Genomic DNA, 24012 nt, shown 5'->3' on the forward strand with positions numbered 1-24012 from the left:
CACTGCCGACCCAATACACACTATTTCGGACACGCCGCCCGGCAATCCGCGGGAGCGCCCCATCAGAGGGTGTCGCGCATTATCGCCCCACTTGCCGCTTTCCGGCACCGGTACAGCTTACGTTGTACAGCGCAGCAAGGTCCGTCGGGGTGTCCTGCGCATCACAAGAACACACCGATTGGCGCCAAGATTCCTAGCGCCAGGCGGAGTTGACGTTTCCTTTGCAGACGCAGGGCCCCGCCGGACGGTTGCCGGCGGGGCCCTGGCCGAAAGGGGCTACTTGCCCGTGAACTTCTCGTATTCCTTCAAGACCTCTTCGGTGGGCCCGTCCATACGCAGTTCGCCGCGTTCCAGCCACAGCACGCGGTTGCAGGTGTCGCGGATGGACTTGTTGTTGTGACTCACCAGAAAGACGGTTCCGGCTTCCTTCCGCAGTTCCCGGATGCGCTCCTCGGAGCGCTTCTGGAACTTACGGTCGCCGGTGGCGAGGGCCTCGTCGATCATGAGGACGTCGTGGTCCTTGGCGGCGGCGATGGAGAACCGCAGCCGGGCCGCCATGCCGGAGGAGTAGGTGCGCATCGGCAGGGTGATGAAGTCGCCCTTCTCATTGATCCCGGAGAAGTCGACGATGTCCTGGTAGCGCTCCTTGATCTGCTCCCGGGACATGCCCATCGCGAGACCGCCGAGGATGACGTTGCGCTCGCCCGTCAGGTCGTTCATCAGGGCCGCGTTGACACCGAGCAGCGAGGGCTGGCCGTCGGTGTAGACCTTGCCGCTCTCGGCGGGCAGCAGGCCGGCTATGGCACGCAGCAGGGTGGACTTGCCGGAGCCGTTGGAGCCGATGAGGCCGATGGCCTCGCCGCGGTAGGCGATGAAGGAGACGCCGCGCACGGCGTGCACCTTGCGCACCCCGCGCTCCTCGCCGCGCTTGACGATGCGGCTCAGCGCGGCGGTCGCGCTGCCCTTGCCGGTCTTGGCGCCGTTGACCCGGTAGACGATGTGCAGGTCGTCGGCGATGACCGTCGGGCGCCGGTCCTGGATGTTCTGCTCAGCCACGGCCGTACCGCTCCTCCGCCTTCCAGAAGTACACGAAGCCACCCGCGAAGACGGCCACGGCCCAGAACAGGGCGATGGCCCACACGTGCGGCGGCAGGTTCGAGGAACCGTATCCGTCGATCAGGGCGAACCGCATCAGGTCCATGTAGACCGCGGCCGGGTTGACCTGGAGCAGCCGGACGATCCACTCGGGGCGGCCCTCCATCATCGTGCTGATGGAGAACATGACGCCGGAGGCGTACATCCAGGTGCGCAGGACGAAGGGCATCAGCTGGGCGAGGTCCGGCGTCTTGGCGCCCATGCGGCCCACGATCAGCGCGAGCCCGGTGTTGAACAGGAACTGCAGCGCCAGCACCGGGACGATCAGCAGCCAGGACAGGCCGGGGTAGCTGCCGAAGCCGATGGCCACGAGGAACATCACGATCATCGAGAAGAGCAGCTGCTGCAGCTGTTGCAGCGAGAAGGAGACGGGCAGCGAGGCGCGCGGGAAGTGCAGGGCGCGTACCAGCCCCAGGTTGCCGGCAATCGCGCGGACGCCGGTCATCACCGAGCTCTGCGTGAACGTGAACACGAAGACGCCCGTGACCAGGAACGGGATGTACACGTCCTTGGACATGCCCCGGCTGGCGTGCAGGATGACGCCGAAGATGAAGTAGTAGACCGCCGCGTTCAGCAGCGGGGTCGCCACCTGCCACAGCTGGCCGAGCTTGGCCTGGCTGTACTGCGCCGTCAGCTTCGCCTGCGAGAAGGCGAGGATGAAGTGGCGGCGCCCCCACAGCTGACGGACGTAACTGCCGAGCGAGGGCCGGGCACCGCTCACCGAGAGCCCGTACTTCGCGGCGAGGTCGGCCGGCGTCAGTCCCTCGTCGGGCGACGGGGCCGCGGTCACCGCGACCGTGCCGTCGTGCGTGGTCTCACTCACAGGTGGAAACTTTCGTCTTCGGGTTCAACTGCTTGCGCGCCGCCTCCTCGGCGGACGCGTTCACGAGCGGCACGACCGGTCGACGCGTCGCGGCCTCTCACGTCGAGCTTGTCAGATCACCGGAGGGCGGCCCAGTCGTGTGAGCCGCCACACAGTGCGCCAGCGCATCGGACGGCGGGGGCCGCACGAGGTGCTCCAGCCCTCCCGGAAGCCGCCGAACCAGGCCTTCAGGGCCGGCCGGGAGGGGCGGCGCAGCAGCGTGAGCAGCAGCCAGACCCCGAGGTAGACCGGGACCAGGGGGGCGGGGAGGTTGCGGCGGGCGAGCCAGACCCGGTTGCGGGCGACCATGCGGTGGTAGACCGCGTGCCGCGAGGGCGCGGTCGTCGGGTGGTACAGCACCATGTCGGACCGGTAGTCGATCATCCAGCCCGCGTCGAGGGCCCGCCATGCCAGGTCGGTTTCCTCGTGGGCGTAGAAGAATGCGTCCGGGAGGCCGCCGACTTCCGCGAACACGCGGGTGCGGACGGCGTTGGCGCCGCCGAGGAACGTGGTGACCCGGGAGGAGCGCATCGGGTCGGAGGCGCGCAGCCGCGGCACGTGCCGGCGCTGGGTCTCGCCGGTCTCGGGGTCGGCGATACGGAAGCTGACGATGCCGAGCTCGGGGTCCGCGGCGAACGCCTCGCGGCACAGCTCGGCGGTGTCGTGCCGGGCGAGCAGGCCGTCGTCGTCGAGGAAGAGCAATATGTCGACATCGCGACCGCCGGGGCCGAAGGCCTCTATGCCGACGTTCCGGCCGCCGGGGATGCCCAGGTTCTCGGGCAGCTCCAGCGTCCGCACGCCCTCGGGGACGTCCGGGACGGGCGAGCCGTTGCCGACGACCACCACCTCGACGCGGTCGCCGTCCTGCTTGGCGACCGAGTCGAGCAGGGCGCGCAGCTCCTCGGGCCGGTTGCCCATGGTGATGACGACGGCGCCGACGCGCAGGGCCGCGCTCACTTCAGCCTGCTGGAGGCGAGGATGGACACGAGGTGCAGCAGGGTCTGCAGCAGCGCGATGCCGGCCAGCACCGCGACGCCGAGCCGGGAGAAGAACAGGTCGCCGCGGGCCTGGTCGACGACCGCCAGGACCAGGATCAGCAGGGACGCCTCGATACCGAGGATCAGCCGGTGGAACTTCAGGGCGGCGGCGGCGCGGCGGGCCAGCGCCATGCCGGAGGTGCGCATCTCGGCGGCGGCCTCCTGCACCGGCGGCTTGCCGGCCTGGTGGCGGGCGACGCCGACGAGGTCGGTCTCGGCCTTGATGAGGATGGCGCCGAGCGCGGCCAGTGTGCCGAGAAAGGCCCACAGCCAGTCGATACGGCCGCTGCCCCACAGGTCGGCGGCGCGCAGACCGAAGCCGACGAGGACCGCGGCGTCGGTCAGGTAGGCGCCGACCCGGTCCAGGTAGACGCCGTTCAGCGAGTACTGCTGCTTCCAGCGCGCGATCTCGCCGTCGACGCAGTCCAGCAGCAGGTACATCTGGACGCACACCACGCCGAGCACCGCACCCGGGATCCCCGGCACCAGGAGTGCCGGGGCCGCGAGCACGCCGAAGACGGTCATCAGGTACGTGAGCTGGTTGGGCGTGACCCTGGTGTTGACCAGGTAGCGGTCGACCCGCAGGGAGACCTCTCGCATGTAGAGGCGCCCCATCCAGTGCTCACCGCTGCGCCGGTCCTTCACCCCCGCGGGGTGGACGACCGGACGGAGTTCAGCTACCGATGGCCTTGACATAGTCGGCGTAGACGTCCTTGATCTGATGGGTTTCGAGGGCGAGGTGTTCGAGGATCGTGTACCGGCCGGGCCGGGTCTCCGGGGCGAACTCCACGACCCGGACGAACTCGTCCACGGTGAAGCCGATCTCCTCCGGAAGCACCGGAAGCCCGTGCCGGCGCAGCACCTCGGCCATGAACGCCGCCTCCTCGTGCGCCCCGCGCAGGTACATCGCGAAGGCCGCACCGAGGCCGCACTGCTCGCCGTGGGCGGCAGCCCGCTTCGGGAAGAGCAGGTCGAAGGCGTGGTTGATCTCGTGGCAGGAGCCCGAGGCGGGCCGGGAGTCGCCCGAGATCGACATCGCGACGCCCGTGAGGACCAGCGCCTCGGCGAGCACCTGCAGGAAGCCGTTCTCCCCGATGCCGCCCGGGTGCCGGAGCACCGCCTCGCCGGCCTGCCGGGCCATGGCGGCGGCCAGACCGTCGATCTGCTCGCCCTTGACCCGGTTGGCCAGCTCCCAGTCCGCGATCGCGTTGATGTTGGACACCGCGTCGCCGATACCGGCGCGCACGAAGCGGGCCGGGGCCTCGCGGATGACGTCCAGGTCGATCACGGCCGCGATCGGGTTGGGCACGCCGTAGGAGCCGCGGCCCGCGTCGTTGTCGAGGGTGGCGACCGGCGAGCACAGACCGTCGTGGGCGAGGTTCGTGGGGACGGCGACGAGGGGCAGGCCCACGCGCGCGGCGGCGAACTTCGCACAGTCGATGATCTTGCCGCCGCCGAGGCCGACGACCGCGTCGTAACGGCCGGACTGCATCTCGCCGGCCAGCCGGACGGCGTCGTCCAGGGTGCCGCCGCCGACCTCGAACCAGGTGGCGCCGGGCAGCGAGGGCGAGATCCGCTCGCGCAGCCTGGCGCCGGAGCCGCCGCTGACGGCGACCGCGAGCCGGCCGGAGTGCGAGATGCGCTGGTCGGCGAGGACGCCCGCCAGGTCGTCGAGGGCACCCGGGCGGATGTCGACGACGACCGGCGAGGGGATCAGCCGGGTCAGTACTGGCACGCGATCTCCCGTCCCCGGGCGAGGTCGTCGTGGTTGTCGATCTCGACCCACTTGACGTCACCGATCGGTGCCACGTCGATCTTGAAGCCGCGGTTCACCAGCTCCTGGTAGCCGTGCTCGTAGAACTGCTGCGGGTCCGTCTCCCAGACCGTCTTCAGCGCGTCGGCCAGTTCGAGGGCGGCGTCGCCCTCGATCAGGGTGACGCCGATGTACTCGCCGGTCGCCTCGGCGGGGTCCATCAGCTTGGTGATCTTGCGGACGCCCTTCTCGGCGTCGACGACGACCTTCATCTCCTCGTCCGCGAGGGACTTCACGGTGTCGAGGGCAAGGATGATCTTCTTGCCCTCGCCGCGGGCGGCGAGCAGCGTCTTCTCGACGGAGACCGGGTGGACCGTGTCGCCGTTGGCGAGGATCACACCGTCCTTGAGGGCGTCACGGCCGCACCACAGGGAGTAGGCGTTGTTCCACTCCTCGGCCTTGTCGTTGTCGATCAGGGTGATCTTGAGGCCGTACTTCTGCTCCAGGGCCGCCTTGCGCTCGTACACGGCCTCCTTGCGGTAGCCGACGATGATCGCGACCTCGGTCAGACCGATCTCGGCGAAGTTGCCGAGGGTCAGGTCGAGCACGGTGATCGAGTCCTCCGCGCCCGCGGGCCCCACCGGCACCAAAGCCTTGGGAAGGGTGTCGGTATAGGGGCGCAGTCGCCGTCCGGCGCCTGCCGCCAGCACGAGGCCGATCATGCGGGTTCTCCTTCATCGTGTACGGCGGGCGCCCCAGCGGACACCCAGAAGCGGATGCTCTCGACGAGCACCACCAGGGCGACGGCCACGGCGAGCACCGTGAGCGCGACCTTGAACTGCGAGGCGGTGAGCACCGCGGCCAGGACGGTGACGAGCAGCGTCCGCCCTTCGTGCCCCCCGATGGCGCGCACCAGCCGGGCCGGCGGCGCGCCGGCGTTCCCGCGGATGCGGTACACCGTGTCGTAGTGATGGTAGGCGACGGCGGCCACCAGGCCGAAAGCCGCGGGAAGGGCCCCGTTCACCCCCGCTTTGCCCGCGAGGGCGAGGACGGTGCCGTACTCGGCGGCCCGGAAGATCGGCGGGACGAGCCAGTCGAGGGCGCCCTTGAGGGGGCGGGCGACGGCAAGGGCCGAGGTGAGGACGTAACCGAGGGCGCCGACGACGGGCAGCACGCTGCCGTGGCCGGCCAGGGCCGAGCAGGCCACCACGGCGGCGCCGCCGAGCAGGGCCACGGCGGGGACGGCGAGGCCGGGCAGGCCCCGCTTCGCCGGGCGCCGCAGGGCGTCGGCGAGCGGACCCGAGTCGGCGAGGTCGGCGAGGGCCTGCGCCGCGCGGTCGGTGCGCCGGGCCTTGCGGGTCAGCGAGCGCAGCACACGGCCCGCCGTGGTGTAGGTCGCGGCGAAGGCGCAGCCGATCAGCAGCACGTAGAAGGTGATGCGGGGGGTGGTGGCCGCGGTGAGGACGGCGATCATCGCCCAGCGCTCGCCGATCGGCAGGACGATCATGCGGCGCACCCAGACCGTCCAGCCGACGCTGTCGAGCCGGTCGGAGAGGGCGGCGGTGGGGCTGGTGTTGGCGGTGGCGTCGTGGTTGGCCTCGTTGAACGAGAAGTCCACCACATGCCGGCAGGTCTGCAGGATCATCGCGCCGAGTGCCAGGGCCCACACGTCGTCGCCGCCGCGGGCGGCGCCGAGGGCGAGGCCGGCGTAGTACGCGTACTCCTTGGCCCGGTCGAAGGTGGCGTCCAGCCAGGCGCCGAGCGTGGAGTACTTGAGGGCGTAGCGGGCGAGCTGGCCGTCGGTGCAGTCCAGCACGAAGGAGGCGATCAGCAGCACGCCGGCCGCGACGAAGCCGACGCGGGTGCCCGTCGCCGCGCAGCCGGCCGCTATCAGGGCCGTGAGCAGCGAGGCGGTGGTGACCTGGTTCGGGGTGAGGCCCCGGCGCGCGCACCAGCGGGCGATGTAGCGCGAGTAGGGGCTGATGAAGAAGGTGGTGAAGAAGCCGTCGCGGGACTTCACGGCGGACTTCAGGCGTACGGCCTCGTCGTCCACGGAGGCGACGGCCTGCCGTGCCTCGTTGCGGGCCTGCGGGTCGTCCGGCACGGCCGCGACCAGGCTGCCCAGCTCGGGGCGGTGCACCTCGGCGCCGTCGGCGTCCAGAGCGGTGACGATGCCTTCGGCGAGGCTGTCCACGGCGAGGGCGGTCCCGCCGCCGGCGGAGGTCTCGCGGGCCACCGCCCGGGTGAGGGCCTGCCGTGCGGCGGGCTGGGCGGTGACGGCGCCGGGTACGGCGGAGAGCGGGAAGCGCGGGTCGGTCAGGCCGAGGCGCAGGGCGTGCAGGTGACCGACGAAGCGGGCGTCGACCACGGCCACGCGGTCCGCGGCGGGAGCGGCGGCGAGCAGGGTCTCCGCCCCGGAGGCGTCCGCTGCCACCTGTACGTCGAAGCCGAGGGACCGCAGATCGCTCTCGAGCGACGATCCGGGGACCGGCTGACCGGTGACGATGGCGGTCGGCAACCGAACTCACTCCCTGGGGGTCGGCGCGCGGGCGCCGGTCGTCTGCGTGGTGGGGCGCCCTTGGCCGCGGGACCCGGGCGGCATGTCGGCAGAGGGTATCGGATGGGCGGAAGCCCATGTTCACCGGCCGTTCACGGCCCGGTCCACGGGGGCTGCCCCGTCCTTTGCCGCGATCATCATCGGTGATCCGGGGCCGCCCCACAAACCCTGGGGGGCAGACCAGGGCAACCGGGACACCCGGCGGGCTCGGCATAGGGTGGACGACCATGACGTGGCTGATCACCGGCGGAGCCGGATACATCGGGGCGCATGTGGCACACGCCATGGCCGGCGCCGGAGAGAGCGTGGTGGCACTGGACGACCTGTCGGCCGCCGTGCCCGCCCGGCTGCCCGCCGGGGTCCCGCTCGTCGAGGGCTCGACGCTGGACGGGGAGCGGCTGAAGCGGGTCTTCGCGGAGTACGGCGTGACGGGTGTGGTGCATCTCGCCGCCCGCAAGCAGGTCGCCGAGTCCGTGGCCCGGCCCACCCACTACTACCGGGAGAACGTCGGCGGACTGGCCACGCTCCTGGACGCGGTCGCCGGCGCGGGCATCCGCCGGCTGGTGTTCTCCTCGTCCGCGGCCGTGTACGGCAACCCGGACGTGGAGCTGATCACCGAGGACACTCCGTGCGCCCCGGTGAACCCCTACGGCGAGACCAAGCTGGCCGGTGAGTGGCTGGTGCGGGCGGCAGGTGGTGCGCACGGGATCTCCACCGTATGTCTGCGGTACTTCAACGTGGCGGGCGCGGCCGCGCCGGAACTCGCGGACACCGGTGTCTTCAACATCGTGCCGATGGTCTTCGACCGGCTCACCCGCGACGAGGCCCCGCGGATCTTCGGCGACGACTACCCGACGCCGGACGGCACCTGCGTCCGGGACTACATCCACGTGGCCGACCTCGCCGAGGCTCACCTGGCGGCCGCGCGGCGGCTGGCGTCCGGGGACGTGGTGGGTGATCTGACGCTGAACATCGGCCGGGGCGAGGGCGTCTCGGTGCGGGAGCTGATCGACGTCGTCGGCGAGGTCTCCGGGGACCGCAGGCCGCCCGTGGTCGAGGGGCGCCGCCCGGGGGACGCACCGCGCGCGGTCGCCTCGGCCGAGCGGGCCGCCGAGGCGCTGGGCTGGCGGGCCCGGCGCGGAGTGCGGGAGATGATCGACTCGGCCTGGCGGGGCTGGCAGCTGCACCACGGCACATGAGCCACCACTGCCCTGACCTGCGCATCGTTTGCGCAGGTCAGGGCAGATGACAACGGTGTTCAGTGCCGCGTTGCCCCATACCCCCCACCCGTAGTTCACTGGCTCGTGACGCACACGGAAGGCGGTAGTCATGGGGGCAGGGCACGACCACGGGCACGCGCACTCCCACGCGCCGCCCACGGGTACGGCCGCGGTCGCGTACCGGGGCCGGCTGCGCATCGCGCTGGGCATCACCCTCACGATCATGGTGGTCGAGATCGTCGGCGGCCTGGTCGCGGACTCGCTCGCGCTGGTCGCGGACGCGGCCCACATGGCGACCGACGCGGTAGGTCTCGGCATGGCCCTGTTCGCGATCGCCTTCGCGAACCGGCCGGCGAGTACGAACCGCACCTTCGGCTTCGCCCGCGCCGAGATCCTCGCCGCGCTGGCCAACTGTCTGCTGCTGCTGGTGGTCGGCGGGTACGTGCTGTACGAGGCGATCGAGCGCTTCGTCACGCCCGCCGACACCCGGGGCGGGCTGATGATCGTCTTCGGTCTGCTCGGCCTGGTCGGCAACTCGGTCTCCCTGTTCCTGCTGATGCGCGGGCAGAAGGAGAGCCTGAACGTGCGCGCCGCCTTCCTCGAGGTGGCCGCGGACGCCCTCGGCTCGGTCGCGGTACTGATCTCCGCGACCGTGATCCTGACCACGGGCTGGCAGGCGGCCGACCCGATCGCCTCGCTGGTCATCGGGCTGATGATCGTGCCGCGGACGCTGAAACTGCTGCGCGAGACGCTCGACGTGCTGCTGGAGGCGGCCCCCAAGGGTGTCGACATGGCGGACGTCCGGACGCACATCCTGGCGCTGGACGGCGTGGAGGACGTGCACGATCTGCACGCCTGGACGATCACCTCCGGCATGCCCGTGCTCTCGGCCCACGTGGTGGTCAGCTCCGAGGTGCTCAACGCCATCGGCCACGAGAAGATGCTGCACGAACTCCAGGGCTGCCTGGGCGACCACTTCGACGTGGAGCACTGCACCTTCCAGCTGGAGCCGGGCGGGCACGCGGAGCACGAGGCGCGGCTCTGCCACTGAGGCTCGGACTCCTGTTCGACGCATGTCCGGACGGTTCCCGGTGGCGAACGCCGGGCACGATGATCCATCGGATCCCACTTCCGGTGCCGCGCCGCGCGCGGACGTGCCGGGAAGTGCCGGGAGTGCCGGATTCGTACGGCAGACTTGGGGTGCGAAGACCGAGGCGAAGGATGGGTATGCCGATCACACCTGCCACCGCGACGCACAGCTCGTCGAACGGCACCGCAGAGGCGATTTTGCTGGAACTGGTCGACGAGAAGGGTGTGACGACCGGTACGGCGGAGAAGCTCGCCGCTCATCAGCCGCCGGGACAGCTGCACCGCGCGTTCTCGGTGTTCCTCTTCGACGAGCACGGCCGGCTGCTGCTGCAACAGCGGGCCCTCGGCAAGTACCACTCCCCCGGTGTGTGGTCCAACACCTGCTGCGGCCACCCCTACCCGGGCGAGTCGCCGTTCGCGGCGGCGGCCCGGCGCACCTACGAGGAACTGGGGATCTCCCCGTCACTGCTGGCGGAGGCGGGCACGGTCCGCTACAACCACCCGGACCCCGCCTCGGGACTGGTGGAGCAGGAGTTCAACCATCTGTTCGTAGGCCTGGTGCAGTCGCCGCTCGCGGCGGACGAGGAGGAGGTCGCCTCGACCGCCTTCGTCACGGCGGCCGAGCTCGCGGAGCGGCACGCCCGTGACCCGTTCTCGGCCTGGTTCATGACCGTGCTGGACGCGGCCCGCCCGGCCGTCAGGGAGCTGACGGGCCAGTCCGCGGGCTGGTGATGACGTCCGGCGGTGCCGGAGGGCCGGGGCCCTCCGGCCCGGCCGCGCGGCCGGGCCCGGTCACTGGGACAGCATCGCCGGTTTGAGCGGCAGGGCCGCCCAGATCACCTTGCCGCCGCTCGACGTGTGCTCCACGTCGACCACCCCGCCCGCCTCCCGGGTCACCTCCCGGACCAGGAGCAGTCCCCGGCCGCCGGTCTGGCCGTGGTCGGCCTCCAGCGCGGTCGGACGGTAGGGGTGGTTGTCCTCCACGGACACGCGCACCCATTCGGCCCCGACGGCCACCTCGACGGCCAGCATCGGCGACAGCAGCGCCGCGTGCCTGACCGCGTTCGTGACCAGTTCGGAGACGATCAGCAGCAGGCCGTGCACCAGGTCGTCGGAGACCGGTACGCCCTGGCGCAGCAGCAGGTCCCGTACCGCTCGCCGTGCCTGCGGGACCGATGCGTCCACGGCGGGCGCGGTGAACCGCCAGACCCCTTCGTAGGGCAGTGGGTCGGCCGGCCGTTCCGCGTCCCCCGCTGGGCGCGGGCCGTCCCCGCGCCCGTGGTTGTCCATCGTCCGGTCGCCACCCTCGCGCTCGATTGTCACCACACGTCGAGTGTTGGTAACGATCCGCCCCGGTCCGCCGGACTGAACACAAGTCAGCTGGTATCGAGCGGTTTCTGATCGACTGCGTATGACACGGGTACGGGTGGGACTGTTTTACGGCCCCCGCGCGCCGGTTCGCGAACTATTCGGGTTGTAGGCGTTCGGTCCTCCCGCCCGCGGCGGTGACGCGCGCCGTGCCCACGGGCCCCTCGTCGCACCGGCGCGCCCGGCGGCTACCATCCGGCGCATGGAGCCCCAGCTGTCGTACCAGGTCACCGACTCCGTCGCCACCGTGGTCATCCGCCATCCGGCCAAGCGCAACGCCATGACGGCAGCGATGTGGCGGGCGCTGCCACCACTGCTCGGCCGTCTCGCGCACGACCCGGACGTCCGCGCGCTGGTACTGACCGGGGAGGGCGGCACGTTCTGCGCGGGCGCGGACATCAGCACGCTCCAGGGGTCGCCGGAGGAGGCGCAGGGGCTCGCGGTGGCCGCCGAGGAGGCCCTGGCCGCGTTCCCCAAGCCGGTCCTGGCCGTGGTGCGCGGCCACTGCGTGGGCGGCGGCGCGCAGCTCGCGGCCGCCTGCGATCTGCGGCTGGCGGAGGAGGGCGCGCTGTTCGGGGTGACACCGGCGCGGCTGGGCGTCGTGTACCCGTCGTCGTCCACGCGGCGGCTGGTGTCCCTGGTGGGGCCGGCCACCGCCAAGTACCTGCTGTTCACGGCCGAGTTGATCGATGCCGGGCGCGCGCTGCGCACCGGTCTGGTCGACGAGGTCCTGCCGGGCGGGGAACTCGACGAGCGGGTCGCCGAGTTGACCCGGATCCTGGTGTCGCGGTCCCAGCTCACCCAGGCCGCCGCCAAGGAGTTCGCCGACGGCCGAGCCGACCGGGACGCCCACTGGACGGCGCAGGCACGCGGCAGCCGCGACACCGCGGAGGGCGTGGCCGCGTTCCTGGAGCGCAGGCGGCCGGAGTTCACCTGGAGCGTGCCTACGCCAGGGTGAAGCGGCTCCCGGTGCGGAACTCCTCCACCAGGTGGGCGGGCGCCTTGTGCGGGGAGCCCGCGTCGTACGGCGGCTGCGGGTCGTACTCGGTCAGCAGCTGGACAGCCTGGGCGTGTTCGTCGCCGGCGATCCTGCCGACCAGGGTGAGTCCCATGTCGATGCCGGAGGAGACGCCGGCGGCGGTGACGTACCGGCCGTCGGTGACGACCCGCTCCCCCGTGGGTTCGGCGCCGTACTCCTTCAGCAGGTCGAGCGCGGCCCAGTGACAGGTGGCGCGCCGGCCCCGGAGCAGCCCCGCGGCGCCGAGCAGGAGCGATCCCGAGCAGACCGAGGTCGTCCAGGTGCTCGTCGCGTCGACGGCGCGCAGCCAGTCCAGCACGGCCGCGTTCTCCAGCTGCTCGAAGGTGCCGGGGCCGCCGCACACCACCACGACGTCGGGGCTCGGGACCTGATCGAGGGACTTGTCCGCGGTGACGGCGAGGAAGCCGGTGTCGGTGCGCACGGGGCCGGGCCGCTCGGCGACGAAGTCGAGCCGGACGTCCGGGAGCCGGCTGAGGATCTCGTAGGGTCCGACGACGTCCAGGGCGGTGAAGCGGTCGTGGACGAGCATGGCGATGTGCACGGACTCTCCTGCGGGTTCGGTGGGCGGGTTCATTGGGCGGTTTCAGTGGGCGGGTGCCGGGTGGAAGCGCCGGCGGTACTCGGCGGGCGGGGTGCCGAGCGCGCGGACGAACGCGCGCCGCATGGCCTCGGGGGTGCCGTAGCCGCTGGCGCGGGAGATCTCCTCGATGCCGTCGGCGGAGTCCTCCAGCAGCCGACGGGCGTGCTCCAGGCGGACCCGGTCGACGTAGCGGCCGGGGGTGGTGCCAGTCTCGTCCCGGAAGGCGCGGGCGAAGTGGCGCGGTGAGAGCCGGGCGCGGGCGGCGAGCGAGTCGACCGTCAGATCGCCGGCGGGGTGCTCGGTTATCCACCGCTGGACCTCCCGCAGCGGTGCGCGCTGGGCGGTCTGCGCGGCGAGCTGGGCGCTGAACTGGGCCTGGTTGCCGGGTCTGCGCAGGAAGACCACCAGGTGCCGGGCGACGGCCAGGGCGACGTCGCGGTCCAGGTCCTCCTCGACCAGAGCGAGCGCGAGGTCGATGCCCGAGGTCACGCCCGCCGAGGTGGAGACGTGTCCGTCGCGGACGTAGATCGGCTCGGGGTCCACCCGCACGGCCGGGTGGTCGCGGGCGAGCCTGTCGCAGTGGGCCCAATGGGTGGTCGCGCGGCGCCCGTCGAGCAGTCCGGCGGCGGCGAGCAGGACGGCGCCCGTGCAGACGGAGACGAGGCGCCGCGCGCGCGGGCCGCGGGCGCGCAGCCAGTCGGTCAGCCGCGGGTCGGGGCTGCGTGTGCCCTCACCGCCCGGGACCAGCAGGGTGTGCGGGTCGGGCTCCTCGGTGAGCGCCGCGTCCGGTACGAGGGTCAGTCCGCTGGAGGCGCGCACGGGGCCGCCGTCCAGGGACGCGGTGCGGATGCGGTACGTCCCCGGTGTGTGCCGCTCGGCACCGGCGAACACCTCGAGCGGGCCGGTGACGTCGAGGCTCTGCACGCCGTCGAAGAGGACGAGGAGAAGGGTGCGCTGCGGCATGTCCCGATTCTTCGGCGGCGCGCGCATGGCCGCAATGACGTCCTTCCCACCTTTTCTGCCACGGGGAGGTTCCGGCGCCCGCGGCGGAGGTACCCGATCTCCGCCGCCCGGTCACCGGAACCGGGCGGTCGACGGAAGGGAGAGTTTCGTGTTCCGTGCCATCGCAGACGTGCTGCGGCAGATCGGCGGGGCCATCGCCACGGTGGTCACGCTGCCTTTCCGGGCGGTCGCCCGGCTCTTCGGCGGGGCTTCGTCCACCGCCCGCGGCAGCCGCGCCTGAGTCGCGGTCCCGGCGCCCGGCGCCCCGCCGCGGGTGTCGCGGGCGCCGGGCGCGGCCCGGGCCCCGCGCCCCGCCGCGTGCCGCCCTGATCCCCGGTCGGCGGTGTTCACCTGCCACAATTGCCGCGCAACCTCAGTGGAGAAGGCGGTACGGGATCGTGACGACACCCGGATCCATCGAAGCAGGATCCATCGAAGGCAGGATCGCCGAGGAGCTCGGCGTACGGGAGCGGCAGGTGAGGGCCGCGGTGGAACTGCTCGACGGCGGTTCCACCGTGCCCTTCATCGCCCGCTACCGCAAGGAAGCGACCGAGATGCTCGACGACGCGCAGCTGCGCACGCTCGAGGAGCGGCTGCGCTACCTGCGGGAGCTGGAGGAGCGGCGCACCGCGATCCTGGAGTCGGTGCGCGAGCAGGGCAAGCTCACCGAGGAGCTTGAGGCGCGGATCCGCGGCGCCGAGACCAAGGCACGTCTGGAGGACATCTACCTCCCGTACAAGCCCAAGCGGCGTACCAAGGCGCAGATCGCGCGCGAGGCGGGCCTGGAGCCGCTCGCGGAGGGCCTGCTGGACGATCCGTCGGTCGATCCGGCGGCGGCCGCCGCCGCGTTCGTGGACGCGGGCAAGGGCGTCGCCGACCCGCAGGCCGCGCTCGACGGCGCGCGGGCGATCCTCGCCGAGCGGTTCTCGGAGGACGCCGACCTGATCGGCGAGCTGCGCGAGCGGATGTGGGTGCGCGGCCGGCTGGCCGCGAAGGTCCGCGAGGGCAAGGAGGAGGCCGGCGCCAAGTTCGCCGACTACTTCGACTTCGCCGAGCCGTTCACCGACCTGCCCTCGCACCGGATCCTGGCGATGCTGCGCGGCGAGAAGGAGGAGGTCCTCGACCTCGTCCTGGAGCCGGAGGAGGCCACCGAGGGGCCGTCCTCGTACGAGGGGATCATCGCCCACCGGTTCGGGATCGCCGACCGGGGCCGCCCCGCCGACAAGTGGCTGACGGACACCGTCCGCTGGTCCTGGCGCACCCGCATCCTCGTCCACCTGGGCATCGATCTCAGGCTGCGGCTGCGGACGGCCGCCGAGGACGAGGCGGTGAACGTCTTCGCGGCGAACCTTCGCGACCTGCTGCTCGCGGCTCCGGCCGGCACGCGCGCCACGCTGGGCCTGGACCCCGGTTTCCGTACCGGTGTGAAGGTCGCCGTGGTCGACGCCACCGGCAAGGTCGTCGCCACGGACGTGATCCACCCGCACGTCCCGGCGAACAGGTGGGACGAGGCCATCGCCAGACTGGCGCGGCTGGCCGAGGAGCACAAGGTCGACCTGGTCGCCATCGGCAACGGCACGGCGTCCCGCGAGACCGACAAGCTCGCCGCCGAACTCATCGAGAAGCACCCGGCGTTGAAGCTGACCAAGGTGATGGTGTCCGAGGCGGGCGCGTCGGTGTACTCGGCGTCCTCGTACGCCTCGCAGGAGCTGCCCGACATGGACGTGTCGCTGCGCGGCGCGGTGTCGATCGCCCGGCGCCTGCAGGACCCGCTGGCCGAGCTGGTGAAGATCGACCCGAAGTCGATCGGTGTCGGCCAGTACCAGCACGACCTGTCCGAGGTGAAGCTGTCCCGCTCGCTGGACGCGGTCGTCGAGGACTGTGTGAACGGCGTGGGCGTGGACGTCAACACCGCGTCCGTGCCGCTGCTGGCGCGTGTGTCGGGCATCTCGTCCGGGCTCGCCGAGAACATCGTCGCGCACCGGGACGCCAACGGGCCGTTCACGTCCCGCTCGGGGCTGAAGAAGGTGGCGCGGCTCGGTCCGAAGGCGTTCGAGCAGTGCGCGGGCTTCCTGCGCATCCGCGGCGGTGACGACCCGCTGGACGCGTCCAGCGTCCACCCGGAGGCCTACCCGGTGGTGCGCCGCATGGTGAAGGCCACGGGCGAGGAGGTCGCCTCCCTCGTCGGCAACACCGGGGTGCTGCGCTCTCTGCGGCCCGCCGACTTCGTGGACGACACCTTCGGTCTGCCGACCGTCACGGACATCCTCAAGGAGTTGGAGAAGCCGGGCCGCGACCCGCGTCCGGCGTTCCGGACGGCCACCTTCAAGGAGGGCGTCGAGAAGATCTCCGACCTGTCCGCCGGGATGGTCCTGGAGGGCGTGGTCACGAACGTGGCGGCCTTCGGCGCGTTCGTGGACATCGGCGTCCACCAGGACGGACTGGTGCACGTGTCGGCGATGTCCCGGACGTTCGTCAAGGACCCGCGGGACGTCGCGAAGCCCGGTGACATCGTCAAGGTGAAGGTCCTCGACGTGGACATCCCGCGCAAGCGGATCGCGCTGACCCTGCGTCTGGACGACGAGGCAGCCCCGCAGGGCCAGGGCGGCGGCCGCCAGCAGCGCGGCGGCGGTGCCCGGCCGCCCCAGCAGCGGCAGGGCGGCCAGGGCCAGCGCCAGGGCGGTCAGGGGCAGCGGCAGGGCCGCGGTGGCGACCGGGGCGGGCGGCAGGCGCCGGCACCGGCCAACAGCGCGATGGCCGACGCGCTGCGCCGCGCGGGCCTGCTGGATCCGAAGAAGCGCTGACGAAAGGGGCCGGAGCCGCTCGGCTCCGGCCCCCTCGGCGTCCTCCGGGCGCCCGTGGTCAGCGGCGCACCGACACCGAGACGCCCCCGGACGACTTCCCGCGGGGCGCGAGTACCGGCGCACCGGGCCCCCTCGGCCCCCTCCCGGCGTCCTAGCGCTCGGTCACCTTGCCGTCGGCCACTTCCAGGCGGCGGGTCACGTGGACCGCGTCCAGCATCCGGCGGTCGTGCGTGACCAGGAGCAGCGTGCCCTCGTAGGCGTCGAGTGCCGACTCCAGCTGCTCGATGGCGGGCAGGTCGAGGTGGTTGGTCGGCTCGTCCAGGACGAGGAGGTTGACGCCCCGGCCCTGGAGCAGCGCGAGGGCGGCGCGGGTGCGCTCGCCCGGGGAGAGGGTCGCGGCCGGACGCACCACGTGGTCCGCCTTCAGGCCGAACTTGGCGAGCAGGGTGCGCACCTCGACGGGCTCGGTGTCGGGGACGGCCGCGCAGAAGGCGTCGAGCAGCGCCTCGGGGCCGTGGAAGAGGCCGCGGGCCTGGTCCACCTCCCCGACCAGGACGCCCGAGCCGAGCGCCGCGTGCCCGGAGTCGAGCGGGACCCGGCCCAGCAGCGCCCCCAGCAGGGTGGACTTGCCCGCGCCGTTGGCTCCGGTGACCGCGATCCGGTCCGCCCAGTCGATCTGCAGCGAGACCGGGCCGAAGGTGAAGCCGCCGCGCCGGACCTCGGCGTCCCGCAGGGTCGCGACCACCGCGCCGGAACGCGGGGCGGACGCGATCTCCATGCGCAGCTCCCACTCCTTGCGGGGCTCTTCCACCACGTCCAGGCGCTCGATCATGCGCTGCGTCTGGCGGGCCTTGGCGGCCTGCTTCTCGCTGGCCTCGCTGCGGTACTTGCGGCCGATCTTGTCGTTGTCGCTGCCGGCCTTGCGGCGGGCGTTCTTCACGCCCTTGTCCATCCAGCCCCGCTGCATCCGGGCCCGGTCCTCGAGGGCGGACTTCTTCCCCTCGTACTCCTCGTAGTCGTCGCGGGCGTGCCGGCGGGACACCTCGCGCTCCTCCAGGTAGGCCTCGTAGCCGCCGCCGTAGAGGTTGATCTGCCCCTGGGCGAGGTCGAGTTCGAGGACCTTGGTGACGGTGCGGGTGAGGAACTCGCGGTCGTGGCTGACGACGACCGTGCCGGCGCGCAGGCCCGTGACGAAGCGTTCCAGCCGCTCCAGGCCGTCGAGGTCCAGGTCGTTGGTGGGCTCGTCGAGCAGGAAGACGTCGTAGCGGGACAGCAGGAGGGAGGCGAGGCCGGCCCGGGCCGCCTGGCCGCCGGACAGGGAGGTCATCGGCTGGTCCAGGTCGACGGCGAGGCCGAGGGAGTCGGCGGTCTCCTCCGCGCGCTCCTCCAGGTCCGCGCCGCCGAGGTCCAGCCAGCGCTCCAGGCTGATCGCGTAGGCGTCGTCGGCGCCGGGCGCGCCGTCCACCAGCGCCTGCGTGGTCTCGTCCAGCACGCGCTGTGCCTCGGCGACGCCGGTGCGGCGGGCCAGGAACTCCCGGACGGTCTCCCCGGGCCTGCGCTCCGGCTCCTGCGGGAGGTGGCCGACGGCCGCCGTCGGCGGGGAGAGCCGGAGCTCGCCCTGCTCGGGCGTGACCAGCCCGGCGAGCAGCCGCAGCAGGGTGGACTTCCCGGCACCGTTGGCACCGACCAGCCCGATCACGTCACCGGGCGCGACGACGAGGTCGAGCCCGGCGAAGAGGGAGCGGTCGCCGTGCCCGGCGGCGAGGTTCTTGGCGACGAGAGTGGCAGTCATCAGACGCCGATCCTAATGGGCCGGGCGCCGCCGCCTCAGCCGCGCCCGCCCCGGCCCACCGGCGCCGCGAGGACGCCCCCGGAGGTCCGGGCGACGACGTACGCCTCCCCCCTGACCGCCCTGGGGTCCAGGTCGACCCGGTGCCGGCCGGGCTCCAGGGTGCCGTCGAACACGTCCTGGCTGTGGGTGCGGTGGAACCGGTCGAGGCGGTGGGCGGTGACGCGGACCCGGCACGGGGAGGTCACCTCGATCTCGGCCGCGCCGTCCGTGGCGGTCAGCCCCGTCAGCCGGCGTTGCCGAAGCGGGCTGCGGTCCAGGGCGTGCTCGATCTGCGCGACGAGCAGCGGCACGATCGGGGCGAGCCCCGCCACCGCGGCCACCTCGACCCCTGCCTCGCCGAACGCCCGCAGCACGGCGGCCCGGTCGGCCTCGTCGACGGCACGCCCGAAGGCGACGGCGTCGTAGCCGCGCAGTTCCTCGGCGGGTACCTGCCGGGCGTCCTGGGTGATGTCGGCGCCGACGCCGATGGTGCGCAGGGCGGCGGCCAGCCTGGCCAGGACCGCGACGCGCGCGCCGATCAGCAGCACCCGGCGGCGGGGGGCGGCGGAGCCGTCCGTCAGGGCGCCGAGCGCCGCCCGGTACTCGGGGCCGCGGAAGCGGAACGGCCCTATGCCGTGGTAGCCGTTGCGTTCCAGGTCGGCGTGGTCGTCGGTCTGCCAGGCGAAGTCCCGCCAGACGTAGTCCTCGCCGTCGCGCTCGATGACGGCGGTGACCGCGCCGCAGGCCAGGTCCTCGCACTCGGGGCAGCCGTAGATGACGAACCGGCCGTCGGGCAGCGGAGGTTCGGCCTCCAGCAGCAGGGCGCGCACCTGTGCGGTGAAGATGGCGGGCGGGACGTCCGAGGCGAGCGGCGAGACGGCGTCCAGGTCGGACAGCCGGAACAGCAGCGGACGGCCGTCCACGACGAAGTCCACGAAGTCACGGTGGATGCGGTAGCCGCCGTCGGCGAGGACATCGCCGGCGCGCATCGCCGGTGCCAGACCGAAGGTCGCGTATGCGGCAGACATGCTGTGAGTATCCCCACACCGGGATGCGGGTGAGCGCGGCATGACATATTCGGCCGGACACGGCCTATCGTCCAGGCGTGGACAGCGAGCCGAGGGACGAAGTGATCGTGGTCGGGGCCGGGGTCGCCGGGCTGACGACGGCCGTGGTGCTGGCCGAGTCCGGACGTCGGGTGCGGGTGTGGGCGCGGGAGCCCGCCGGGCGTACGACCTCGGCGGTCGCCGGTGGACTGTGGTGGCCGTACCGCGTCGAGCCGGAGCGGCTGGTCGGTGGCTGGGCGCTTCGGACCCTCGCCGTGTACGAGGAGCTGGCGGACCGCCCGGAGGAGACGGGCGTACGCCTGGTCGACGGCGTACACGACGGGACCGGGCTGGACGAACTGGGCGACTGGGCGGGCCGGGTGCCGGGCTTGCGGGCGGTGGCCGGCGGGCTGGCGGCCCGGCTGCCCCTGCTCGACATGCCGGTGCACCTGGAGTGGCTGCGGGAGCGGCTGGCGAAGGCCGGCGGGTCGGTGGAGGAGCAGGAGGTGACCGATCTGGCCGCGGTTCCCGCCGCGGTGGTGGTCAACTGCTCGGGCCTCGGCGCCCGTTCGCTGGTGCCGGATCCGGGTGTGCGCCCGGTGCGCGGACAGCTGGTCGTGGTGGCGAACCCGGGAGTGACGACCTGGTACACCTCCGTGGACCACTCCTCCGCGGAGTCCACCTACTTCTTCCCGCAGCCGGGCGGGCTGGTCCTGGGCGGTACGGCCGAGGAGGACGACTGGTCGCTGGAACCGGACCCGGACACCGCCACCGCGATCGTCGCCCGCTGCGCGCGGGTCCGGCCGGAGATCGCCGGGGCGCGCGTACTCGCCCACCGGGTGGGCCTGCGCCCGGCCCGGGACGCGGTACGGCTGGAGCGCGAGCCCCTGGCGGACGGCCGCGTGCTGGTGCACAACTACGGCCACGGCGGCGCCGGGATCACCGTGGCCTGGGGATGTGCGCGGGAGGCGGCCGGACTGGCGTTCCCGGCCGCCTGACCGAGGGCGCGGACGCTACTCGGGGACGTGCCCGGCCGCGCGCGGTGCGCGCACGCCCCGCGAGGCGTCCGGCCCGGGTCCCGCCGCCGTACTGCCCGCGGTGGCCCGGGCGAAGGCCGGCGCGCCGCCGACCAGCGGGAGCCTCGCGCTGGTGCCGGACAGCGCCACGGTGAGCGTCGGCCGGGTGGACGGCGGGTCGATGAGGTCCTTGTCGGTGCCGGCGACGATCAGGGCCAGCCGGTGCCCCTTGGGGACGACGTGGTCGGTGGCCGCGAGGTCGAGGGTGATCGTGTACGCCTTGCCGGGGGTGAGCGGGCCCCCCTTGCCGAGGGAGGCGTGGTGGCCGAGGTCGGCCCAGCCGCGGCTGAACACGGTGTGGCCGACGCGGGCGGTCTTCGCCCGGGTCTCCTTGAAGCAGGCGCTGTCGCCGGCCGTGCTCGCGCCCCAGCAGGTGCGGCCGGTCAGCGTGGTGATGCCCTCGGCGGGGTCGGCGTAGTCGCGGATGGTGTCGGGACCGAGGTCCACCAGGACGGCGGACAGGTGGGCGGAGGTGGTCGTCGGGGTCGCGGTCACCGTCACCGTGGACGAGCCGGACAGGCGCAGGTCGCGGGTGAGCGGGGCGGTGAGGAAGCCGGCCTTCTCGGGGGTGGACGTGCCGAGGTGCGCGGCCCAGTCGGTCTCGCTCAGTCGGGGGTCGTCGGTGAAGGTCTCGGTGCCGCGGGCGGGGCGCAGCCCGAGCGTGCCCACACCGGCCTGTGTGCCCTTCGCGGGGTGCAGGGTGGTGGCGCGGGTGCCGTGCGGCGGCCAGGCGCGGGAGGTGACCCACTGGTCCGGGTGGCGTTCGACGTCGGCGGCCGGCTCGCGGTCGATGCCGTTGTCGTAGCCGAGGAGTTCGTGGTCGAACCAGCGGTGCAGAGTGTCGACCCAGGCGCCGCGCCGGTAGTCGAAGGGGTCGACGTGCCCGGTCTGGGAGAGCCAGATCTTCCGCTGCACGCCGTGTTTCGCGAGGGCGTCCCACCACTGGCCGAAGTGCTTGGTGCGCACGTTGAGGTCCTGCATGCCGTGCACGACGAACACGCTGGCGCGCACCTTCGCCGCGTCCTTGACGTAGTCGCGCTCGGTCCACAGCGGGGTCCAGTCGCCGCTGCGCGGGCTGCCGTCGGCGAGTTTCCTCTGCACGGCCGCGCAGTGGGCCCGCGCGGTGTCGCTCTCGACGTAGCCGGCGAGTTCGTGGGGGCCGCCGTCGTAGAGCGGGGCGCCCTGGGCGAAGTAGTAGTCGTACCAGGAGGAGATGGCGCTGATCGGGACGATCGTCCGCAGGCCCTTGACGCCGGTCGCGGCGACCCCGTTGGCGATGGTGCCGTCCCAGCTCTTGCCGATCATGCCGGTTCTGCCGTTGGTCCAGCCGGCCCGGACGCGCGTGCCGCCGGTGCGGCTGCTGTACGCGTCGGCGCGGCCGTTCAGCCAGTCGACGACGGCCTTCGCGGACCGGATGTCGGACCGGCCGCCGACGTCCACGCAGCCGTCGGAGCGGTTGGTGCCGGCGAGGTCGACGCCGACGAAGGCGTAGCCGCGGGGCACGAAGTAGTTGTCGTAGAAGAGCGGCATCTGCACGACGTGCCCGTGCGCGTCGTACGTCTTGAGCTGGCTCTCGTTGCCGCGCCCGCAGCAGGAGTAGTACGGGCTGGCATCCATGATGACCGGCACCTCGCGGTGCTGCCGGGCGGGCTCGGCGGGCCGGACGATGTCGGCGGCGACCCGGTCGTGGCGTCCGTCGCCGTCCTCGTCGAGGCCCGTGTCGACCCACACGGACTCACGGATCGCGTGGGCGTAGGAGTAGACCGGCCGGCTCTCGCGCGGCTGCGCGGCATGGACGGCGGCCGGGGTGAGGAAGAGGGCCGTCAGGGTGACGACGGCCGCTGTCACGAGCGGTCTCCAGATCGTGAAGCGCGTGCGAATCGGCATGCGCGGACGCTACTCCGGTCAACTCCCGCGCAGAAGAGGGCACCTGGGGGACACGGGTGCGCTCATGACGGCCGAATGGCGATCGTGTGACAGCAGGTGCCGTGGACAGCCGAGGGGCCACAGGGTCTGAATAGGCTGCGACAGACTTCTCCGAACGGACCTGTGGTCCCGACGACTTGGAGCTGACGTGCACCGCAGAATCATCGCCCCGGGCGCACTGGCGGCGGCCTCCCTCCTGCTGGCGATCCCGGCATCGGCCGCGAGCCACTCCCCCGGCGCGCCGGGCATCGGCGACCCCTACTACCCGAACTACGGCAACGGCGGCTACGACGTCTCGCACTACGACCTGAGGCTGCGGTACCAGCCGAAGACGGACGAGTTGCAGGGCACGGCGACGATCCGGGCCAGGACCACGCAGGACCTGTCCAGCTTCGACCTCGACTTCCTGCTGGACGTCGGCGAGGTGCGGGTCAACGGCGCCGAGGCGGCCTTCTCGTCCTCCGGCGAGCACGAGCTGGTCGTCACGCCGAGGAAACCGCTCGCCAAGGGCACCGAGATCACGGTGGTCGTCCGCTACGGCGGAGTGCCCTCCACGAAGAGCGCGTACGGCTTCACCACCTGGCACCGCACTCCGGACGGCGCCGTCGCGGCCGACGAGCCCGAGGCGGCCTGGTGGTGGTTCCCGAGCAACGACCACCCGAGCGACAAGGCGACCTACGACGTGTCCGTGGCCGTACCGGACGGCACCCAGGCACTCTCCAACGGCACCTTGCAGTCCACCGTCTCCAAGCTCGGCTGGACCCGCTACAACTGGCGGCAGAACAAGCCGCAGGCGACCTATCTGGCCACGCTGGCGCTCGGCCGGTTCGACATCACCACCGGCACCTCCGACGGCGGGGTGCCCGTCCTCAACGCCTACAGCAAGGACCTCGGCGACAACGACGGGGCCGCGCGGGCGAGCGTGGAGCGCACCGGGGAGCTCGTCGACTGGCTGAGCGGCTATTTCGGGCCGTATCCGTTCTCCTCGGCCGGCGGGTACGTGCCGAACACCACCACCGGGTACGCGCTGGAGACCCAGACCCGGGTCTACTACAGCCCGAAGCAGTTCGCGAACGGCTCCAACACCTCGGTGGTCGTGCACGAGCTGGCCCACCAGTGGTACGGCGACGACGTGTCGCTGGCGCGCTGGAAGGACATCTGGATCAACGAGGGCTTCGCGCGGTACGCGCAGTGGCTGTGGTCCGAGCACGAGGGCGAGGGCACCACGCAGGAGCTCGCCGACTACGTGTACGCCTCCCACCCGGCCGACGATGCGTTCTGGACCGTGAAGCCCGGCGACCCGGGCGCGGACGGGCAGTTCGACGCGGCCGTCTACGACCGGGGGGCCGCCGCCATCCAGGCGCTGCGCAACGAGATCGGTGACGACGCGTTCTTCGCCGTTCTGAAGGGCTGGCCGAAGGAGCACGCGTACGGCAACGCCTCGGTGGCCGACTTCCGGAGGTACGCCGAGCAGGTGTCCGGCAAGCCCCTGTCGGCGCTGTTCGACACCTGGCTGTTCGAGCCGTCGAAGCCGGCCGTGTCCGCGGTCCGCTCCCCGGTCCGGGCCGGCGGGGCCGGCGTCGTCCGGCCGACGTCCGTCATCCAGCCGAAGTCCTGGAAGAGGATCGAGGCCACGAACGGCGTCCACGGCCACTGACCGGGGGCGG

Annotated in this window: 21 protein-coding genes; 8 read left to right on the top strand and 13 right to left on the bottom strand. The window is 72.4% G+C overall.

Going from position 1 to position 24012, the window contains the following annotated elements; all coding sequences use genetic code 11:
* Nucleotides 1–276: 276 nt before the first annotated feature.
* The 7 genes from BLW57_RS07420 to BLW57_RS07450 all read right to left on the bottom strand — a co-directional run bounded on the left by BLW57_RS07420 (nucleotide 277) and on the right by BLW57_RS07450 (nucleotide 7325).
* A complete protein-coding gene (locus tag BLW57_RS07420) occupies nucleotides 277–1056 on the bottom strand; it encodes an ABC transporter ATP-binding protein (protein WP_093473067.1) in 780 nt (259 codons plus the stop codon).
* Nucleotides 1049–1978: an ABC transporter permease gene (locus BLW57_RS07425; RefSeq protein WP_093473068.1), complete on the bottom strand. Its 930-nt coding sequence runs from the start codon at nucleotides 1976–1978 to the stop codon at nucleotides 1049–1051. The genes BLW57_RS07420 and BLW57_RS07425 overlap by 8 nt, the downstream gene beginning before the upstream one ends.
* Nucleotides 1979–2089: 111 nt before the next feature.
* On the bottom strand, nucleotides 2090–2974 hold the full coding sequence (locus BLW57_RS07430; RefSeq protein ID WP_093473070.1) for a glycosyltransferase family 2 protein: 885 nt from the start codon (nucleotides 2972–2974) through the stop codon (nucleotides 2090–2092).
* Complete coding sequence (locus tag BLW57_RS07435; protein WP_073891479.1) at nucleotides 2971–3750, bottom strand: CDP-alcohol phosphatidyltransferase family protein; 780 nt, start codon at nucleotides 3748–3750, stop codon at nucleotides 2971–2973. The genes BLW57_RS07430 and BLW57_RS07435 overlap by 4 nt, the downstream gene beginning before the upstream one ends.
* Nucleotides 3728–4789: an iron-containing alcohol dehydrogenase family protein gene (locus tag BLW57_RS07440; RefSeq protein WP_093473071.1), complete on the bottom strand. Its 1062-nt coding sequence runs from the start codon at nucleotides 4787–4789 to the stop codon at nucleotides 3728–3730. Before BLW57_RS07440 ends, BLW57_RS07435 begins: the two co-directional genes overlap by 23 nt.
* Nucleotides 4777–5529, bottom strand: coding sequence for a phosphocholine cytidylyltransferase family protein (locus BLW57_RS07445; RefSeq protein ID WP_093473073.1), 753 nt, complete (start codon nucleotides 5527–5529; stop codon nucleotides 4777–4779). Before BLW57_RS07445 ends, BLW57_RS07440 begins: the two co-directional genes overlap by 13 nt.
* Entirely contained in the window at nucleotides 5526–7325 is a 1800-nt protein-coding gene (locus BLW57_RS07450) for a DUF5941 domain-containing protein (protein WP_093473074.1), read from the bottom strand. The genes BLW57_RS07445 and BLW57_RS07450 overlap by 4 nt, the downstream gene beginning before the upstream one ends.
* Nucleotides 7326–7591: 266 nt before the next feature.
* Between BLW57_RS07450 and galE the strand changes: the two genes are divergently transcribed.
* From galE to idi, 3 genes are all read left to right on the top strand, one after another.
* The gene (gene galE, locus BLW57_RS07455) at nucleotides 7592–8563 is read left to right on the top strand and encodes a UDP-glucose 4-epimerase GalE (protein ID WP_093473076.1); all 972 of its coding nucleotides are present in this window, start codon (nucleotides 7592–7594) and stop codon (nucleotides 8561–8563) included.
* Nucleotides 8564–8693: 130 nt separating this feature from the next.
* Nucleotides 8694–9635, top strand: a complete 942-nt coding sequence (locus tag BLW57_RS07460; RefSeq protein WP_093473077.1) for a cation diffusion facilitator family transporter — start codon at nucleotides 8694–8696, stop codon at nucleotides 9633–9635.
* Nucleotides 9636–9811: 176 nt separating this feature from the next.
* Nucleotides 9812–10405, top strand: a complete 594-nt coding sequence (gene idi, locus BLW57_RS07465) for an isopentenyl-diphosphate Delta-isomerase (RefSeq protein ID WP_093473079.1) — start codon at nucleotides 9812–9814, stop codon at nucleotides 10403–10405.
* A 60-nt stretch (nucleotides 10406–10465) separates the two neighbouring features.
* Here idi and BLW57_RS07470 read toward each other — a convergent pair whose 3' ends face one another.
* Nucleotides 10466–10963 (bottom strand): ATP-binding protein, encoded by a 498-nt coding sequence (locus BLW57_RS07470; protein ID WP_093473080.1) that lies wholly within the window; start codon nucleotides 10961–10963, stop codon nucleotides 10466–10468.
* 280 nt (nucleotides 10964–11243) lie between these two features.
* Between BLW57_RS07470 and BLW57_RS07475 the strand changes: the two genes are divergently transcribed.
* The gene (locus BLW57_RS07475; RefSeq protein WP_093473082.1) at nucleotides 11244–11999 is read left to right on the top strand and encodes an enoyl-CoA hydratase/isomerase family protein; all 756 of its coding nucleotides are present in this window, start codon (nucleotides 11244–11246) and stop codon (nucleotides 11997–11999) included.
* On the opposite strand, the gene BLW57_RS07480 is transcribed toward BLW57_RS07475, so the two are convergent.
* The gene (locus BLW57_RS07480; protein ID WP_371127848.1) at nucleotides 11986–12609 is read right to left on the bottom strand and encodes a DJ-1/PfpI family protein; all 624 of its coding nucleotides are present in this window, start codon (nucleotides 12607–12609) and stop codon (nucleotides 11986–11988) included. The two genes, BLW57_RS07475 and BLW57_RS07480, sit on opposite strands and share 14 nt — an antisense overlap.
* A 54-nt stretch (nucleotides 12610–12663) precedes the next feature.
* Nucleotides 12664–13623, bottom strand: a complete 960-nt coding sequence (locus BLW57_RS07485; protein ID WP_093480576.1) for a GlxA family transcriptional regulator — start codon at nucleotides 13621–13623, stop codon at nucleotides 12664–12666.
* A gap of 148 nt (nucleotides 13624–13771) precedes the next feature.
* On the opposite strand from BLW57_RS07485, the gene BLW57_RS42170 reads away from it, so the two are divergent.
* Nucleotides 13772–13903, top strand: a complete 132-nt coding sequence (locus tag BLW57_RS42170; RefSeq protein WP_256339419.1) for an LPFR motif small protein — start codon at nucleotides 13772–13774, stop codon at nucleotides 13901–13903.
* 157 nt (nucleotides 13904–14060) lie between these two features.
* On the top strand, nucleotides 14061–16466 hold the full coding sequence (locus BLW57_RS07490) for a Tex family protein (protein WP_093473085.1): 2406 nt from the start codon (nucleotides 14061–14063) through the stop codon (nucleotides 16464–16466).
* A 151-nt stretch (nucleotides 16467–16617) separates the two neighbouring features.
* On the opposite strand, the gene BLW57_RS07495 is transcribed toward BLW57_RS07490, so the two are convergent.
* Complete coding sequence (locus tag BLW57_RS07495; protein WP_093473086.1) at nucleotides 16618–18258, bottom strand: ABC-F family ATP-binding cassette domain-containing protein; 1641 nt, start codon at nucleotides 18256–18258, stop codon at nucleotides 16618–16620.
* A 35-nt stretch (nucleotides 18259–18293) separates the two neighbouring features.
* Nucleotides 18294–19325 (bottom strand): oxidoreductase, encoded by a 1032-nt coding sequence (locus BLW57_RS07500; RefSeq protein ID WP_093473088.1) that lies wholly within the window; start codon nucleotides 19323–19325, stop codon nucleotides 18294–18296.
* A gap of 101 nt (nucleotides 19326–19426) precedes the next feature.
* On the opposite strand from BLW57_RS07500, the gene BLW57_RS07505 reads away from it, so the two are divergent.
* On the top strand, nucleotides 19427–20341 hold the full coding sequence (locus tag BLW57_RS07505; RefSeq protein ID WP_093480577.1) for an FAD-dependent oxidoreductase: 915 nt from the start codon (nucleotides 19427–19429) through the stop codon (nucleotides 20339–20341).
* Between the two features lie 15 nt (nucleotides 20342–20356).
* Here the strand turns inward: BLW57_RS07505 and BLW57_RS07510 are convergent, their stop codons facing one another.
* Nucleotides 20357–22306, bottom strand: a complete 1950-nt coding sequence (locus tag BLW57_RS07510) for a Xaa-Pro dipeptidyl-peptidase (protein WP_093473089.1) — start codon at nucleotides 22304–22306, stop codon at nucleotides 20357–20359.
* A gap of 187 nt (nucleotides 22307–22493) precedes the next feature.
* Between BLW57_RS07510 and BLW57_RS07515 the strand changes: the two genes are divergently transcribed.
* Nucleotides 22494–24002, top strand: coding sequence for a M1 family metallopeptidase (locus BLW57_RS07515; protein WP_093473091.1), 1509 nt, complete (start codon nucleotides 22494–22496; stop codon nucleotides 24000–24002).
* The last annotated feature ends 10 nt before the right edge of the window (nucleotides 24003–24012 follow it).

The organism is Streptomyces sp. 1222.5, from assembly GCF_900105245.1.
Taxonomy (GTDB): domain Bacteria; phylum Actinomycetota; class Actinomycetes; order Streptomycetales; family Streptomycetaceae; genus Streptomyces; species Streptomyces albidocamelliae.

Bases quoted from the DNA above. Each gene is read 5' to 3' on its own strand.
- idi (WP_093473079.1), top strand. From the start codon at position 9,812: ATGCCGATCACACCTGCCACCGCGACGCACAGCTCGTCGAACGGCACC.
- BLW57_RS07510 (WP_093473089.1), bottom strand. From the start codon at position 22,306: ATGCCGATTCGCACGCGCTTCACGATCTGGAGACCGCTCGTGACAGCG.
- BLW57_RS07480 (WP_371127848.1), bottom strand. From the start codon at position 12,609: ATGCTCGTCCACGACCGCTTCACCGCCCTGGACGTCGTCGGACCCTAC.
- BLW57_RS07435 (WP_073891479.1), bottom strand. From the start codon at position 3,750: ATGTCAAGGCCATCGGTAGCTGAACTCCGTCCGGTCGTCCACCCCGCG.
- BLW57_RS07495 (WP_093473086.1), bottom strand. From the start codon at position 18,258: ATGACTGCCACTCTCGTCGCCAAGAACCTCGCCGCCGGGCACGGCGAC.
- BLW57_RS07445 (WP_093473073.1), bottom strand. From the start codon at position 5,529: ATGATCGGCCTCGTGCTGGCGGCAGGCGCCGGACGGCGACTGCGCCCC.
- galE (WP_093473076.1), top strand. From the start codon at position 7,592: ATGACGTGGCTGATCACCGGCGGAGCCGGATACATCGGGGCGCATGTG.
- BLW57_RS07475 (WP_093473082.1), top strand. From the start codon at position 11,244: ATGGAGCCCCAGCTGTCGTACCAGGTCACCGACTCCGTCGCCACCGTG.
- BLW57_RS07470 (WP_093473080.1), bottom strand. From the start codon at position 10,963: ATGGACAACCACGGGCGCGGGGACGGCCCGCGCCCAGCGGGGGACGCG.
- BLW57_RS07460 (WP_093473077.1), top strand. From the start codon at position 8,694: ATGGGGGCAGGGCACGACCACGGGCACGCGCACTCCCACGCGCCGCCC.
- BLW57_RS07500 (WP_093473088.1), bottom strand. From the start codon at position 19,325: ATGTCTGCCGCATACGCGACCTTCGGTCTGGCACCGGCGATGCGCGCC.
- BLW57_RS07485 (WP_093480576.1), bottom strand. From the start codon at position 13,623: ATGCCGCAGCGCACCCTTCTCCTCGTCCTCTTCGACGGCGTGCAGAGC.